Below are 15,117 nucleotides of genomic sequence, written 5' to 3'. Positions count from 1 at the left end.
GTCAGTGCTGCGCGGAGAGGTACTCCGCCACCAGGAACGCGATCTCGAGCGACTGCTTGTGGTTGAGCCGCGGATCGCACAGCGTCTCGTAGCGCTCGGCGAAGGAGGACTCGGCCACGGGGTCCGAGCCGCCGAGGCACTCGGCAACGTCGTCACCGGTCATCTCCACGTGGATGCCGCCGGGGAACGTTCCGAGCTCTCGGTGCACCTCGAAGAAGCCGCGCACCTCGTCCACCACGTCCTCGAAGTTGCGGGTCTTGTACCCCGACGCCAGGGACACGGTGTTGCCGTGCATGGGATCGGTGACCCACACGGGCTTCGCCCCGGAGTCCTCGACCGCCTTGATGACCGGGGGCAGCTTCTCCCGGATGTTCTTCGCACCCATGCGGGTGATGAACGTGAGACGGCCGGGCTCGCGGTCGGGGTCGAGCGCGTCGATCAGGCGCAGAGCGTCGTCGCCGGAGGTGCCGGGGCCGAGCTTGACGCCGATCGGGTTGCGCAGCCTCGAGAGCAGGTCCACGTGGGCGCCGTCGAGGTCGCGCGTGCGCTCGCCGATCCACAGGAAGTGACCCGACGTGCCGTACGGCAGGTGCGTGCGGGAGTCGATGCGCGTGAGCGCCCGCTCGTAGTCCAGCAGGAGGGCCTCGTGGCCCGCGAAGAACTCGGTGGTCTTGAGGGCGTCGAAGTCGGAGCCGCACGCGGCCATGAACTTGACGGCGTGGTCGATCTCGCGCGCCATCGACTCGTACCGGGCGTAGGCGGGGTTCGCCGCGAAACCCATGTTCCACGCGTGCACGCGCCGCAGGTCCGCGAAACCACCCTGGGTGAAGGCGCGGATCAGGTTCAGGGTGGAGGCCGAGGTGTGGTAGCCGCGCAGCATCCGGCGGGGATCGTGGACGCGGGACTCCTCGGTGAAGTCGAAGCCGTTGACCATCTCACCGCGGAACGAGGGCAGGGTGACGCCGTCGCGGGTCTCCTCGTTGGAGGAGCGCGGCTTGGAGAACTGCCCGGCCATCCGCCCCATCTTCACCACGGGCATGGACGCACCGTAGGTGAGCACCACCGCCATCTGCAGCAGCGTGCGGACGCGGCCGGAGATCTTGTCCGCGGTCGCTCCCGCGAACGTCTCCGCGCAGTCGCCGCCCTGGAGGAAGAAGGCCTCCCCGTTGGCCACCTGGGCGAGACGTTCCCGGAGGGTGTCCACCTCCCCGGCGAAGACCAGGGGCGGGACCGCGCCCAGCTCCTGGATGGTGGCCGCGAAGTCCGGGTGCTCCGCCCACTGGGGATGCTGCCCGATGCTCCTTCCCCGCCACTCGTCGAGTCCGGGGTAGTCCGCCGCGCTCGGCGAGGGGGTCATCACGGATCGGAGCTGTTCAGGCAGGGTCTCGGAACTCATTCCCCCAGTCTAGGCCGTGGGGCCAGGGGTCCCGTCATCCGCCCCGGAGTCCGTCCCGCCATGCGGACGGCGGTGCAGGGTGTCGTTGAGGTGACCGGCCTGCTGGGACACCGCGTCCGTGACGGAACGGCCCTTGTCCCTGGTGGCCTGGGCCACCTCCTTGGCCTGCGCCAGCAGTGCGGAGGTCTTCCCGTCCGCCATCCGGCGCTTGTGCTCGGTGGCGTAGACGTCCGCAACCTCCTGGCCGGACAGCCGCTGGATGGCGGCCATGATCTCGTCCGTCACTCGCCGCAGCGTGGCGTGGTCCCCCTGCTGTCCCCTCAGGTGGGAGAAGTCCATGGGCTCACCGAAGATCGTGGTGATCCGGGCGCGGCGGGGGTCCGGGAAACGGGATCCCAGCGGCTGCATCTTGTCCGTGCCGATCATGGCCACGGGGATCACGGGGGCTCCGGACTCCAGGGCGAGGCGGGCCACTCCCACCTTGCCGCGGTAGAGCCGCCCGTCCGGGGAGCGGGTGCCCTCGGGGTAGATGCCCAGCAGCTTGCCCTCGGCCAGGGCTTGGCCCCCCGCGCTCAGGGACTTGGCGCTGGCCTGACCGCCGCGGCGGTCCATGGGGATCTGGTTGATCGCCTTGAAGAACGCCGCCGTGAGGCGCCCCTTGAGGCCGGGGGTGTTGAAGTACTCGGACTTGGCCAGGAAGAAGACCTGTCGGGGCACGGCCACCGGCATGAAGATGGTGTCCGGCACGGAGAGGTGGTTGCTCGCCAGGATCGCGGGGCCGTGGGACGGGACGTGCTCCAGACCGATCACGGTGGGTCGGCAGACCCTGTTGACCACGGGTGCCACCACGTAGTTCCTGAGGAACATGTACACCATGAGCGTGTGCCCTTTCGTCGGCGCGGGTCGCGGGCCCGTTCGGCCCGTTCGGCGGGACGCCCGGTCCAGTGGCCCCGGTCGGTCCCGGGCGATTCTCTCATGCGGGGTGGCGGCGGCTGGCACAATGGCGCCATGTCATCGGATCTGCAACGACACGACTCCCTGCACCTGCCCGGCACTTCCTCCGTGGGGGTCCTGGTGCTCCACGGCTTCAGCTCCACGACCGCTTCCGTGGCGGACTGGGCCCGGGCGATCCACACGGCCACCGACGCCGCCGGCGCGGCTCCCGGGGTCAGTGTGCCGCTGCTGCCGGGCCACGGAACCCACTGGCAGGACCTCGCGGCGCAGCCGTGGCAGGCGTGGCGCGACGCCGTGGACGAGCACTACTGGCAGCTGCGGCAGCGGCACGAGCACGTGGTCGTGTGCGGGCTGTCCATGGGCGGGGCCCTCGCCCTGCACACCGCGGCCCGCCGCGAGGTCGCCGGCGTGCTGCTCGTGAACCCCGCGCTGTCCCTGGTGAACAGGGCGGCGCGGTTCAGCCGGGTGCTCGCCTCCGCCGTGCCGTCCTACGCGGGGATCGGCAGCGACATCCGCAAGGAGTCCGTCCTGGAGTCCGCGTACGACCGCACGCCGCTGGCCGCGGTGGCGCAGCTCAACGTGCTCATGCACCGCACGGTGCAGATGCTGCCGGCGGTCACTGCCCCGGCGATCGTGTTCCGCTCCGAGGTGGACCACGTGGTCTCGGGTGCCTCCGCGGACCTCGTGGCGCAGCGCACGCGCGGTCCGGTGCGGGTGGTTCCCCTGCCGGACAGCTACCACGTGGCAACCCTGGACCACGACGCGCCGCTGGTGGAGCAGACCTCGCGGGACGCCGTGCAGCGCGTGTGCCGCGGTCTGCCGCTTCTGCCGGAGACGGCGTGAGCTCCCGGGACGGATCGGAGGATCCCTTCGAGAGCATCATCCGGTCCAACACGTGGGACGACGTCCCCGGGGACGACGAGGACATGGAACCCTGGGCGGAGGACCTCGAGTGGGTTCCCCGGGAGCAGCCCCCGGAGGACGTCCCCGAAGAGCTGGACGAGGTCGATGAGGACGCCGTCTACGATCCCGATCCCGGCCCGGTGACGGGCGGGGTGTCCCCCGCCATGCTGCGCGCGCTGAGCGTGCTGCTCGCGGTGCTCGTGATCATGCTGGGGCTCGCCGTGCTGCCCGGTCCGCTGCCCGGCGTGGTCTGGGGCGCGGGTCTCGCCGGGACCGTGGCCGGGCTGTTCCTCGTGTTTGGTGCCCTGCCGGAGGACTCCCCCGAGGACGACGACGGTGCGGTCCTGTGACACCCGTGTCCCACCGCGGGCAGGGCGACACGGTTCGACCCCGCTTGTGTGGACACGTCCACCAACGCCGCGGTGTGAAGGTGAACACACCGTAAACTGAGACTCAATCTCGCCAGGAAGGTACCCCCATGAGACGCGTCAGTGCCCCGGCCATCGTCGATCCCCTGCCCTACCCCGGCATCGCCCACATCCTCGAGGAGCGTGCCCGCACGCAGCCGGATCTGGTGCTCTACACGATCCTCGCCCCGGGGCGGGAGCGGGACGTCACCGCTCGTGAGTTCCGCGCCGAGGTGGTGGCCCTCGCCCACGGGATGGCCGCCCAAGGCATCCGCCCCGGGGACCGTGTGGGTCTGCTGAGCCGCACCCGCTACGAGTGGACGCTCGTGGACTTCGCCCTGTGGTGGCTCGGTGCCGTCCCCGTGCCGGTCTACGACACCTCCTCCCCGGACCAGATCGCGTGGATCCTCTCGGACTCGCGCGCCACGGCCGTGTTCGTCGAGACGGACGAGCTCGCCGGGCGCGTGCGGGAGGCCCACCGCATCACCCCCTTCCCGGCCGAGCAGCGCATCCGGGTGTTCGACACGGACGACGCGCAGATCTCCCTGGACGCCGTGGTGCGGGCGGGCGCCGGGCGCGAGGACCTGCAGACCCCGTACGACGGCGTGAGCCTGGACGACGCCGCCACGCTCATCTACACGTCCGGGACCACCGGACCGCCCAAGGGCTGCGAGCTGACCCACCGAAACTTCGTGGCGTGCTCCCAGAACACGATCCCCGTGGCCGGGGAGCTCATGCACGAGGGAGCGCGCACCCTGCTGTTCCTGCCGCTGGCCCACGTGTTCGCCCGGTTCGTGGAGGTCACCTCCCTGGACGCCGGCATCGCTCTGGCACACACCCCGGACGTCTCCCAGCTCATGGACGACCTCGCGCGGTTCAAGCCGACCTTCATCCTGGCGGTGCCGCGGGTCTTCGAGAAGATCCTGGTGGGGGCCCGCTTCAAGGCCCAGGCGGGCTCACCCGTGAAGAAGCTGATCTTCGAGCGCGCGGTGGCCACGGCCGCCGCGTGGTCCAAGGCCTCCCAGCAGGGGCACGTCTCCCCGTGGCTCGCGGCGCGCCACCGCCTCTACGACAAGCTGGTCTACTCCACCCTGCGCCAGGCCATGGGCGGGGAGGTCCGCTACGCGGTCTCGGGCGGGGCGGCGCTGGGCGAGCACCTCGCGCACTTCTTCAACGGCATCGGCGTGTACGTGGTGGAGGGCTACGGGCTCACCGAGACCACGGCGCCCATCTCCGCGAACGTGCCGAGCATCAACCGGCTGGGCACCGTGGGCCACCCGATGCCCGGCAACGAGGTGGCCATCGCGGAGGACGGCGAGATCCTGGTGCGCGGCGTGAACGTCTTCGAACGCTACAACGGGCTGCCCGAGAAGACCGCCGAGGCCTTCCACGACGGCTGGTTCGCCACCGGAGACCTGGGGCACCTGGACGACGAGGGCCTGCTGACCGTCACCGGCCGCAAGAAGGAGATCATCGTCACGGCGAGCGGCAAGAACGTGATTCCCACGATGCTGGAGGATCCCATCCGCGCGACCGCCACGGTGGGGCAGATCATGGTGGTGGGTGAGAACCGCCCGTTCGTGGCCGCCCTGATCACGCTCGACCCCGAGACCCTGGCCAACGTCCTGCCCACCCTCGGGCTGGACCCGGACCTGAGCATCGCGGAGGCGTCCCGGGAGAAAGCCGTGATCGAGCACGTGCAGCGGATCGTGGACCACGCGAACACCAAGGTCTCGCGCGCTGAGGGCATCAAGGCCTTCCGGATCCTGGACCGCGACCTCACCGTGGAGGACGGCTACCTCACGCCGTCCCTCAAGCTCAAGCGGGCCGTGGTCGCCGAGGACTTCGCGGACGTCATCGACGACATCTACGCAAGGTAGCCCCCGCGACCACGACGCCGCCCGCACCCACGAGCCGGCGGTTTCTAGGGGTCCTCGCAACACCTGATGGTTATGTGGTTGTCAGTAGATCACGCAGACGCTCGGCTGGGGTATCCCAGTTGAGCGTTTTGCGTGGGCGTGCGTTGAGTTCCTGTGAGACGTGCTCGAGGTCCTGCGGGCTGTAAGGCCGAAGGTCGGTGCTCTTGGGGAAGTACTGACGCAACAGGCCGTTGGTGTTCTCGTTGCTACCGCGCTGCCATGGTGAGTGGGGGTCGCAGAAGTACACCGGCACCCCTGTCGCGACCGTGAATTGTTTGTGCCGTGCCATCTCGCATCCCTGGTCCCAGGTCAGTGAGCCCCGCAGGTGTGCGGGCAACGTGGTGATCAGCGCTGTGAGCACATCTCGGACTTCCTCGGCGCTGTGGCCACCGGGCAGGTGCCCCAGCAGAACGTAGCGAGTGGAACGCTCGACCAAGGTGAGGATCGCCGAGGCGCTGCCGGGGCCCACGATGAGATCGCCTTCCCAGTGCCCGGGCACGGCCCGGTCCTCGACCTGCGGTGGGCGGTCGGAGATCATCACCATGTGATCAACGAACCGCGAGGTGCGTTGATCAGGATGTTTGTGGGGCTTGCGGCGGGTCCGGCCGGTGCGCAGCGCGGCTGCGACCTCCCGTTTCAGACCGCCACGGGCCTGGAGGTAGAGGGCCTGATAGATAGTCTCGGGACTCACTCGCATGCTCTCATCGTCGTGGAACTCTTTGACCAGAGTGTGACTGATCTGCTCCGGAGACCACCGCAGCATGAGCTTGTCCTGGACGTAGTCCCGCAGCCGGGAAGGCAGGCAGAGCTTGGGTTTCTTCGGCCGGGGCCGAGATGCTGCCCAGCCACGCTGAGCGGCATACGGCTGGTACGCCCCGTCCACTGAACGGGCATCGAGCTCGCGTTTGATCGTCGAGGCCGGCCTGCCCAACGCTCGGCCGATCGCACGCAAGCTGTGGCCAGCACGGTGCAGGTCAGCGATCACTTCCCGGTCCTTCAGCGTGAGGAAGCGGGGATCTAGTTGGGCTTCCAGAGCTGGTAGCGCAGGACCCGCGAGGAGTGTGGTCATACCGGTGTTGTAGTCCACCCGGCGGCCATCTGGATAGATGCGGACATGGCCCGTGTGTTTGATGCCGCGGTCCCATTCCTGCGCGGTGCGCTCATGGACTCCGACGATGGCTACCGCTTCACGCCGCGAGAGGCCTCCGGCCCTGAGCTGAAAGTACTCGTCCTTCCGCGGGTGCGGCCCGGTGCTGGGGATCCCGCGACCACGGATCCCTGCTTTACGTGCCCAGCCGTATGCGGTATTCCGGTTCACACCAACATCGCGAGCAGCCACTGTGATGCTGCCATCCCCACGTTCCAGCGCCTGGAAAAACGCCACCTTCAACTCATCTGACAACACGATCCCCGCAACTCCCTGAAATTCAGGGTGTTGCGGGGATCGCTAGAACCCACCGCCCCGGGGTGCGGGCGGCGTCGTCGTTCAGTCCGCGCGCTGGCCCGGGACGTCCAGCCCGAGCAGCGCGTTCTCCACGACCTCGGCAAGGGCGGGGTGGATCCAGTACTGTCCGCGCGCCATCTCGTGGACGCGCAGCCCGAAGGCCATGCCCTGCACGAGCGGCTGGATCAGGTTGGACGCCTCCCGGCCGATCAGGTGCGCCCCGAGCAGCTCCCCGGTGCCGGAGTCCGCGATGAGCTTGCAGAGACCCACGTGGTCCTCCATGGCCCACCCGTACGCCACGTCGCCGAAGTCCTGCACCTTGACGGTGATCTCGTGGCCCGTGCGCTCCGCCCAGGCCCGCGCGGCACGCTCGGTCATGCCCACGGACGCGATCTGCGGCTCCGTGAAGACCGCGGCGGGCACGAAGCGGTGGTCGGTGCTGCGCTGGTCGTCCGGGTGGACCACGTTGTGGGAGACCACCCTGGCCTCGGCGTTCGCCACGTGCTTGAGCTGGTGCGGGGAAGACACGTCGCCGAGTGCCCAGAGGCCTTCGACCGGCTGCCCGCCCGAGAGCACCCGCTGCTGCTCGTCCACGGCGAGCAGCCCGCGCTCGGTGACGTCAAGGTGGGCCGCTCCGGGGTTCAGGGTGTCCGCGTTGGGGATGCGCCCGGTGGCGAGCAGCACCACGTCCGCGGTGCGCTCCCACTGCTTCCCGGAGCCGTCGCTCGCGTCCGCCGAGACCTTGAGCCGGCCGTCCTCGGAGGTCAGGATGCCCGTGAGGCTCCACCCCAGCTGAAGGTCCCAGTGCGCGGCGGCCTCACGGGTGAAGCGCTCGGCGATCGTGTCGTCGTGGGCGCGCAGCAGGCGCTGCGAGCGGTTGAGCTGCGTGACCGACGCGCCGAGACCCTGGAACACGTGGCAGAACTCGGCGGCGATGTAGCCGCCGCCCACCACCACCACGTCCCGCGGCAGCTCCGGTATGCGCATCACCGTGTCCGACGTGTGCACCCCCGGCAGATCCGTGCCGGGCACGTCCGGGACGTGCACGCGGGAGCCGTTGGCCAGCACGATCCGGGGTGCGGTGATCCGCTCCCCCGAGTCCGTCTCCAGCACGCGGGGCTCCACGAAGTGCACGTACTCCTGGATGACCGTGACGTTCTCCAGCGAGCGCCGGTAGTCGAGCCCGCCCTCGGAGATCGCGTCGATCCGTCCGAAGATCCGGTCCCGCATCCCCGGCCAGTCCACGCCGTCGACCGTGGCGTCCAGCCCGAGCCGCCCGGCGTCCCGTGCCTGGTCCGCCACGGTGGCGGGATACACGTACATCTTGGTGGGGATGCAGCCCACGTTGAGACACGTGCCCCCGAAGCGGCCGGGTTCCACGATGGCCACGTCCAGGTCCCGGTACTCGTCCGTGAGCAGCGAGTTGCCCGAGCCGGAGCCGACGATGATCAGGTCGAAAGATCGCATGGGCCCCATGCTAGGACGCCACCCCGCACACGGGGTGCGGGGTGGCGTCCGTTCAGCCCACGGCGTGGCCGCGGTGGGAATCCCTGCGGATCACTGGGGGTCGATCACCAGGACCAGGTCCCCGCCGCTCACGTGCGCGGTGTCGGCGAGCGCCACGCGGGAGACCGCTCCGCCCACGGGAGCCGTGATGGAGGCCTCCATCTTCATGGCCTCGATCGTGGCCACCGAGTCCCCGGCGGAGACGGTGTCGCCCTCCGAGACGGTGACCGTGACCGCGCCGGCGAACGGCGCCGCCACGTGGCCCGGCTGGGACGTGTCCGCCTTCTCGGTCTCCACGGCCTGCGACTTCACGGACTCGTCGCGGATCTCCAGCAGGCGCAGCTGGCCGTTGAGGGTCACCATGACGGTGCGCATGCCCTTCTCGTCCGGCTCGGAGATGGCCTGCAGGGTCACCAGCAGGCGCACACCCTTGCCCAGCGAGATCACGTGCTCGTGGTCCTGGTCCAGGCCGTAGAGGAAGTCGCGCGTGTGCAGCACGGAGACGTCACCGTACTTGGTGCGGGAGGACTCGAAGTCCTTCGTGGGCCCCGGGAACAGCAGGCGGTTGAGCGTGGCACGGCGCACCGCACCGGGCTGCTCGAGCGCCTCGCGGTCCTCCGCCGAGAGCTCCTCGTCCGCGAGGTTCACGGTGCGTCCCTCGAGGGCCTTGGTGCGGAACGGCTCGGGCCAGCCCGCGGGCGGGGTCCCCAGCTCCCCGGCCAGGAAGTTGATCACCGAGGCCGGGATGTCGAACTTGCGGGGGTCCGCCTCGAACTCCGCGGGGTCCACGTCCATGCCCACGAGCTGCAGGGCGAGGTCCCCCACCACCTTGGAGGACGGCGTGACCTTGACCAGGTGCCCGAGCATCTTGTCCGCGGCGTAGTACATGTCCTCGATGGCCTCGAACTTCTCACCCAGGCCCAGTGCGATCGCCTGCTGCCGCAGGTTGGACAGCTGTCCGCCCGGGATCTCGTGGCGGTACACGCGGCCCGTGGGGCTCGTGAGCCCGGACTCGAAGGGCTTGTAGATCGAGCGCACGACTTCCCAGTAGGGCTCCATGTCGCTCACGATGTCCAGGCCCAGGTTGGTGTCGCGCTCGGTGTTCTCCAGCGCCGCCACGAGCGCGGAGCCAGAGACCTGGGACGTGGTCCCCGCCATCGACGCCGCCGCGGCGTCGACCGCGTCCACGCCCGCCTCGGACGCGGCGAGCAGGGTGGCCAGCTGACCGCCCGCGGTGTCGTGGGTGTGCAGGTGCAGCGGGAGGTCGAAGCGCTCGCGCAGCGCCGTGACGAGCCGGCGTGCCGCCTCGGGGCGCAGCAGACCCGCCATGTCCTTGATCGCGAGCACGTGGGCCCCGGCGTCCACGCACTGCTGCGCGAGATCCAGGTAGTAGTCCAGCGTGTAGACGGTCTCGTCCGGGTCCAGCATGTTGCCCGTGTAGCACAGGGCCACCTCGGCCACCGCGGTCCCGGTGGCGCGCACGGCCTCGATGGCCGGGCGCATCTGCTCCACGTCGTTCAGCGCGTCGAAGATGCGGAAGATGTCCACACCAGTCTCCGCGGCCTCCGCGACGAACGCGTTGGTCACCTCCACGGGGTACGGCGTGTAGCCCACGGTGTTCCGCCCGCGCAGCAGCATCTGGATGGGGATGTTGGGCATGGCCTCGCGCAGGAGCCGCAGCCGCTCCCAGGGGTCCTCCCCCAGGAAGCGCAGCGCGACGTCGTACGTGGCGCCGCCCCAGGCCTCGACCGACAGCAGACCCGGCAGCAGGTGGGCGTAGGCCGGGGCCGCCGCGAGCAGGTCGCGGGTGCGCACCCGCGTGGCCAGCAGCGACTGGTGGGCGTCGCGGAAGGTCGTGGAGGTCACCGCGAGCGGCTCGTACTCACGCAGGGCGCGGGCGAAACCCTCGGGGCCCTTCTCCTGCAGCACCTGGCGCCAGCCCGAGGGCACCTCGTGCTGGGAGGGCCCGTCGAAGGGGCTGCGGTAGGGCTCGTCCCTCTTGTCACCCGGGTAGTGCGGAAGCTTGTCACGCGGGTCGATGCCGTCCACGCGCTCACCGTTGGGCTTGTTCACCGTGATCTCGGCCAGGTAGTTCAGGGCGCGAGTACCACGGTCCGCCGAGCCCTTGCCCTTGAGCAGGTCCGGGTGGTTCTCGATGAAGTCCGTGGCCACGTCGCCGGCCAGGAAGTCCGGGTTGTGCAGCACCGACTGCAGGAACTGGATGTTCGTGGCGATCCCGCGGATGCGGAACTCCGCCAGCGCTCGCCGGGCGCGCAGCACGGCGGTCTCGTAGTCGCGGCCACGGCACGTGAGCTTCACCAGCATCGAGTCGAAGTGCGGAGAGATCTCGGCACCCGCGTACAGCGTGCCGCCGTCCAGGCGCACGCCGGCGCCGCCCGCGGAGCGGTAGGCGGAGACCTTGCCCACGTCCGGGCGGAAGTCGTTCGCGGGGTCCTCGGTGGTGATGCGGCACTGCAGCGCCGCGCCGCGCACCCGCAGGCCGTCCTGGCTGATGCCCAGGTCCTCAAGAGTCTCCCCCGCAGCGATCCGCAGCTGGGACTGCACGAGGTCCACGTCCGTGATCTCCTCGGTCACGGTGTGCTCCACCTGGATGCGCGGGTTCATCTCGATGAACACGTGCTGGCCCGCGCGCTCACCGGCGGTGTCCACGAGGAACTCGACGGTCCCGGCGTTCACGTAGCCCAGCTCCTTGGCGAACTTCACGGCGTCGCGGTGCAGGGCGTCCCGGATCTCGGGGTCCAGCTGCGGGGCCGGGGCGATCTCGATGACCTTCTGGTGGCGCCGCTGCAGGGAGCAGTCGCGCTCGAACAGGTGCACGATGTTGCCCTCGTTGTCCGCGAGGATCTGCACCTCGATGTGCCGGGGGCGCAGCACGGCCTGCTCGATGAACACCGTGGGATCACCGAAGGCGGTGTCCGCCTCGCGCATCGCCGCGTCCAGGGCGCCGGGCAGCTGCTCGGGGCTCTCCACACGGCGCATGCCGCGCCCGCCGCCGCCGGCCACGGCCTTGACGAACACGGGGTAGCCGATCTTCTCGGCGGCCGCGATCAGCGCGTCCTTGTCCGATGAGGGCTCCGAGGAGTCCAGGGTGGGGATCCCGGCACGCCGAGCGGCACGCAGCGCCTCCACCTTGTTCCCGGCGAGCTCCAGGATCTCGGCGCGCGGACCCACGAACGTGATGCCCTCCGCCGCCGCGGCCCGGGCCAGCTCGGGGTTCTCGGACAGGAACCCGTAGCCCGGGTAGATGGCATCCGCCCCGGACTCCTTGGCCACGCGCACGATCTCCGCCACGTCCAGGTACGCCCGGACCGGGTGGCCCTCCTCACCGATGTTGTAGGCCTCGTCGGCCTTCTGGCGGTGGATGGAGTTGCGGTCCTCGTGGGGGAACACCGCCACGGTCCCTGCGCCGAGCTCGTACGCCGCGCGGAAGGCGCGGATGGCGATCTCGCCACGGTTGGCCACCAAGATCTTGGAAAACATGACGTCCGTTTCCGTGCACGGCCGCACGGGCGCGCGCACTGGGTGAGGAGTTGATACCGGCTCTCAGCTTACGTGAGCCAGACCTCACGGGAGCGTGATCCGGTGATCGTGTCACGGCACGTCTGCCCTGTCCCCCGAAGGGCACCCATTAGCATGTAACGGGGCGGCGGACAGCCCCCTTTGGGTTACAGAAGGGTCATCCGTGCAGATCGTCAGCATCAGCAGCCTCAAGGGCGGCGTGGGCAAGTCCTCCGTGGTCCTGGGGCTGGCATCCGCCGCGTTGGACGCCAGGATCCCCACGCTGGTCGTGGACCTCGACCCCCACGGGGACGCCTCCACGGCACTGGGTGTGCACGCGCGCGCGGGCCACGAGGTGGGCACCGTGCTCCGCCGGCCCCGCAGGGGCGCTCTCGCCTCGGTGGCCGAGGCCTCGCCCTGGACCGCGCACCCCATCACCCCGGACACCTCCACGGCCGGCCCCCGCGCCTGGGCGCCGGATGCCGCCCGCACCACGCGCGTTCCCATGCTCGACGTCGCCCCGGGGTCCGCGGCGTCGTCGCACCTGGACCACGCGGCGTACCGGCCGAAGGACCTGAAACGGCTGGAGACCGCTCTGCGTGGGCTGGACCGCTACGAACTCGTGCTCGTCGACTGCCCGCCCACCCTCAGCGCGCTCACCCGCATGGCGTGGGCAGCTTCCCACAAGGTCCTCTCGGTGGCCGAGCCGTCGCTGTTCTCCGTGGCCGGGACGAAACGCACCATGAGCGCCCTGGCGCAGTTCGAGTCCTCCCGCATCTGGGCCGTGCCCGAGGCAGGGGTCGTGATCAACAGGGTGCGCGGCGCGTCCCAGGAGCAGCAGCACCGGCTGCGGGAACTCCGGGACCTGTTCGGGCCGCTCGTGGTGGACCCCGTGCTGCCGGACCTCCCCGTGGTGCAGCAGGCACAGGGGGCGGCGTGGCCTGTGCACCGCTGGCCGGGTGCGGAAGCGGCCGAGATCGCCGGACGCTTCACCGCCGTGCTGGAGGGGCTCACGCGCTGAGGCGATGCCCTCCCGGTCAGCCGGCGTTCTTCGTGCGACGCCGTGCGCGACGCGCGGAGAGCTCGTCCTCGGGGAACGGCCCCGCGGCCTCCGCGGCACCCTCCAGGGAGGCATGCTCTGCGGGCATGGAGGCCAGGGTGGCCTCCACCTCGCGCCACACGCGGCCCACGGCGATGCCGAACACACCCTGCCCGCCCTGGACGAGGTCGATGACCTCGTGGGGGGAGGTGCACTCGTAGACACTCGCGCCGTCGGACATCAGGGTCAGCCGGGTGAGGTCCTCGATGCCCCTGAGACGCAGGGCGCCCACGGCGGAGCGGATCTGCTGCAGGGAGACGCCGGTGTCGAGCAGCCGCTTGACCACCTTGAGGACGAGGATGTCCCGGAAGCTGTAGAGACGCTGCGAGCCGGATCCCTTGGCGCCGCGCACCGTGGGCTCCACGAGGCTGGTGCGCGCCCAGTAGTCGAGCTGCCGGTAGCTGATGCCGGCGGCCTTGCACGCGGTGGGTCCGCGGAAGCCCACGGTCTCGTCGAGCGCGGTGAGGTCGTCCGAGAACAGCATCTCCTGCGTTCCCCCGGCCAGGGAGGATGCGCGCAGCTGCGCCGCGTCCAGCGGCAACTCAGGATTGCTCAAGCGTCCTCCTCGTGCGTGGGGCGGGCAGGAGACGGCCCACCATGCTCCCCCGACGGTAAACCCCCGGCTGGAACGGGTCAAAGACATCCGGTGCGGTTCAGGTCGTGTCGGGGTGGGAGGCGCACCCCGTGTGCACCGGGGCGGTCAGGACTGGAAGTCGTCCGGGTCCACATGGTCCAGGAAGTCGCGGAACTCCCTCACCTGGGCCTCCGCTCCCCCTGGCGACTCCGCCGCCTGCTCCCGCAGCTCGCCGTCCGGGCTGAGCACCAGCCCCGCCTCGTCCAGCACGGCCGAGGAGCACAGGATGGGGCACCCGGTGCGCGCCGCGAGGGCGAGCGCGTCCGAGGCCCTGGCATCCACCACGGTGGCGTCGTCGAAGGAGATGGCCGCGTAAAACACCGTGTCCTCCACGGTGTGCACCACCACTCGGGTGATGCTGCGGCCCAGCTCCCCCACCACCGCCAGCAGCAGGTCGTGGGTCAGCGGGCGAGGGGGCTCGATCCCCTGCAGGGCGAACACGATCGACGTGGCCTCGTTGGTGCCCAGCCAGATGGGCAGACGACGGGGCCCGTCCAGTTCACGCAGCACCACCACGGGCTGGCCCGTGGGGACGTCCATGCGCACCCCCGCGATCTCCATGTGGACGTCCGCGCTCACGTGTCGCTCCCGGAGGAGTCCGGGGTGTGGAAGGAACGCACCGTGTCGTCCACCTGGGTGGTGACCACCGCGGACATCACGGAGAGGCACAACGCCGCGATCTCACGGGCGCGCAGCACGGCCCTGCGTCGGGTCTCCGGATCGCGTCGCGTGCGCAGCGGCGCCACGCTGCCGTCCACCAGTGCCACGACGCGCTCGGAGGCACCCCGCAGCACGCGCAGGTGCCGGGGCTCGATGCCGTAGCCGCGGAGCTTCCCGGCGGCCACCGCCACGGCCAGGGCGTGCTCGTCGTAGGCGCCGGAGCGCTCCACGATCAGCCCGTGGGTCAGCAGCTCGCGCAGCAGCGGGACCTCCGTTCCGGATCTCGCGGCGAGCTCGCGCAACGAGTACCGGGCCGAGCTCGGGCGAGGCGGGTCTCCGGCGTCGGCGGCCCCTGGCTCCGCGGCGTCCACCGGCACCCGAGGACGCTGCCGTTCGGCGCCGGCGGCGGGGTCCTCCCCGCGGTCCAGGCGTTCCCTGATGACCCGCAGCGGAAGATACCTCTCCTGCTGCAGACTGAGCACCGTGGTGAGACGCTCCACATCCTGCTCCGAGTACTTGCGGTATCCGGACGCGGTGCGGTGCGGGTGCACAAGACCCTGGTCCTCCAGGAAACGCACCTTCGACGCGGTCAGATCCGGGAAGCGCGGCTGCAGCTGACGCAGCAGTGCGCCGATGCCGACACGGGCGGTCTGCGGGAGTCCGGTCTCAGGCATAG

Annotated in this window: 12 protein-coding genes; 4 read left to right on the top strand and 8 right to left on the bottom strand. The window is 70.3% G+C overall.

Features of this window, described 5'->3' with window-relative positions:
* Position 1: 1 nt before the first annotated feature.
* Together P8S73_RS00165 and P8S73_RS00160 are read right to left on the bottom strand one after the other, a co-directional pair.
* Positions 2-1,396, bottom strand: a complete 1,395-nt coding sequence (locus tag P8S73_RS00165) for a class II 3-deoxy-7-phosphoheptulonate synthase (RefSeq protein ID WP_039100798.1) — start codon at positions 1,394-1,396, stop codon at positions 2-4.
* Positions 1,397-1,405: 9 nt separating this feature from the next.
* Positions 1,406-2,272 carry a 1-acyl-sn-glycerol-3-phosphate acyltransferase gene (locus P8S73_RS00160; RefSeq protein WP_019310754.1) on the bottom strand — a complete coding sequence of 289 codons (867 nt, stop codon included), beginning with the start codon at positions 2,270-2,272 and terminating at the stop codon, positions 1,406-1,408.
* Between the two features lie 132 nt (positions 2,273-2,404).
* Between P8S73_RS00160 and P8S73_RS00155 the strand changes: the two genes are divergently transcribed.
* The 3 genes from P8S73_RS00155 (at position 2,405) to P8S73_RS00145 (ending at position 5,540) form a co-directional block, all read left to right on the top strand.
* Entirely contained in the window at positions 2,405-3,193 is a 789-nt protein-coding gene (locus P8S73_RS00155; RefSeq protein WP_396350423.1) for an alpha/beta hydrolase, read from the top strand.
* Positions 3,190-3,603, top strand: a complete 414-nt coding sequence (locus tag P8S73_RS00150; RefSeq protein WP_135010505.1) for a hypothetical protein — start codon at positions 3,190-3,192, stop codon at positions 3,601-3,603. Before P8S73_RS00155 ends, P8S73_RS00150 begins: the two co-directional genes overlap by 4 nt.
* 128 nt (positions 3,604-3,731) lie before the next feature.
* Positions 3,732-5,540: an AMP-dependent synthetase/ligase gene (locus P8S73_RS00145; protein ID WP_396350422.1), complete on the top strand. Its 1,809-nt coding sequence runs from the start codon at positions 3,732-3,734 to the stop codon at positions 5,538-5,540.
* 70 nt (positions 5,541-5,610) lie between these two features.
* On the opposite strand, the gene P8S73_RS00140 is transcribed toward P8S73_RS00145, so the two are convergent.
* From P8S73_RS00140 to P8S73_RS00130, 3 genes are all read right to left on the bottom strand, one after another.
* Positions 5,611-6,648: an IS30 family transposase gene (locus P8S73_RS00140; protein WP_168165702.1), complete on the bottom strand. Its 1,038-nt coding sequence runs from the start codon at positions 6,646-6,648 to the stop codon at positions 5,611-5,613.
* A 417-nt stretch (positions 6,649-7,065) separates the two neighbouring features.
* A complete protein-coding gene (locus P8S73_RS00135; protein ID WP_200829437.1) occupies positions 7,066-8,490 on the bottom strand; it encodes a mycothione reductase in 1,425 nt (474 codons plus the stop codon).
* Between the two features lie 90 nt (positions 8,491-8,580).
* Entirely contained in the window at positions 8,581-12,030 is a 3,450-nt protein-coding gene (locus P8S73_RS00130) for a pyruvate carboxylase (RefSeq protein ID WP_396350421.1), read from the bottom strand.
* A 202-nt stretch (positions 12,031-12,232) separates the two neighbouring features.
* On the opposite strand from P8S73_RS00130, the gene P8S73_RS00125 reads away from it, so the two are divergent.
* Positions 12,233-13,069 (top strand): ParA family protein, encoded by an 837-nt coding sequence (locus tag P8S73_RS00125; RefSeq protein WP_396350420.1) that lies wholly within the window; start codon positions 12,233-12,235, stop codon positions 13,067-13,069.
* 16 nt (positions 13,070-13,085) lie between these two features.
* Here P8S73_RS00125 and P8S73_RS00120 read toward each other — a convergent pair whose 3' ends face one another.
* The 3 genes from P8S73_RS00120 to P8S73_RS00110 form a co-directional block, all read right to left on the bottom strand.
* A complete protein-coding gene (locus P8S73_RS00120) occupies positions 13,086-13,631 on the bottom strand; it encodes a MerR family transcriptional regulator (RefSeq protein ID WP_223110124.1) in 546 nt (181 codons plus the stop codon).
* Positions 13,632-13,847: 216 nt separating this feature from the next.
* Positions 13,848-14,360, bottom strand: coding sequence for a bifunctional nuclease family protein (locus tag P8S73_RS00115; RefSeq protein WP_124109848.1), 513 nt, complete (start codon positions 14,358-14,360; stop codon positions 13,848-13,850).
* Positions 14,357-15,115 carry a MerR family transcriptional regulator gene (locus P8S73_RS00110; RefSeq protein WP_070636541.1) on the bottom strand — a complete coding sequence of 253 codons (759 nt, stop codon included), beginning with the start codon at positions 15,113-15,115 and terminating at the stop codon, positions 14,357-14,359. The genes P8S73_RS00115 and P8S73_RS00110 overlap by 4 nt, the downstream gene beginning before the upstream one ends.
* Between the last annotated feature and the right edge of the window lie 2 nt (positions 15,116-15,117).

The sequence above is a fragment of the Kocuria sp. ChxB genome (assembly GCF_044359605.1).
GTDB lineage: Bacteria > Actinomycetota > Actinomycetes > Actinomycetales > Micrococcaceae > Kocuria > Kocuria rhizophila.
Note: the sequence above shows the minus strand (reverse complement) of the source record. Positions and strands in the feature narration are given on the sequence as shown.

Excerpts from the sequence above, each read along its gene's own strand:
- P8S73_RS00145 (WP_396350422.1), top strand. The coding sequence starts at position 3,732 with ATGAGACGCGTCAGTGCCCCGGCCATCGTCGATCCCCTGCCCTACCCC.
- P8S73_RS00120 (WP_223110124.1), bottom strand. The coding sequence starts at position 13,631 with ATGCTGTTCTCGGACGACCTCACCGCGCTCGACGAGACCGTGGGCTTC.
- P8S73_RS00155 (WP_396350423.1), top strand. The coding sequence starts at position 2,405 with ATGTCATCGGATCTGCAACGACACGACTCCCTGCACCTGCCCGGCACT.
- P8S73_RS00135 (WP_200829437.1), bottom strand. The coding sequence starts at position 8,490 with ATGCGATCTTTCGACCTGATCATCGTCGGCTCCGGCTCGGGCAACTCG.
- P8S73_RS00110 (WP_070636541.1), bottom strand. The coding sequence starts at position 15,115 with ATGCCTGAGACCGGACTCCCGCAGACCGCCCGTGTCGGCATCGGCGCA.
- P8S73_RS00140 (WP_168165702.1), bottom strand. The coding sequence starts at position 6,648 with ATGACCACACTCCTCGCGGGTCCTGCGCTACCAGCTCTGGAAGCCCAA.
- P8S73_RS00165 (WP_039100798.1), bottom strand. The coding sequence starts at position 1,396 with ATGAGTTCCGAGACCCTGCCTGAACAGCTCCGATCCGTGATGACCCCC.
- P8S73_RS00160 (WP_019310754.1), bottom strand. The coding sequence starts at position 2,272 with ATGGTGTACATGTTCCTCAGGAACTACGTGGTGGCACCCGTGGTCAAC.
- P8S73_RS00130 (WP_396350421.1), bottom strand. The coding sequence starts at position 12,030 with ATGTTTTCCAAGATCTTGGTGGCCAACCGTGGCGAGATCGCCATCCGC.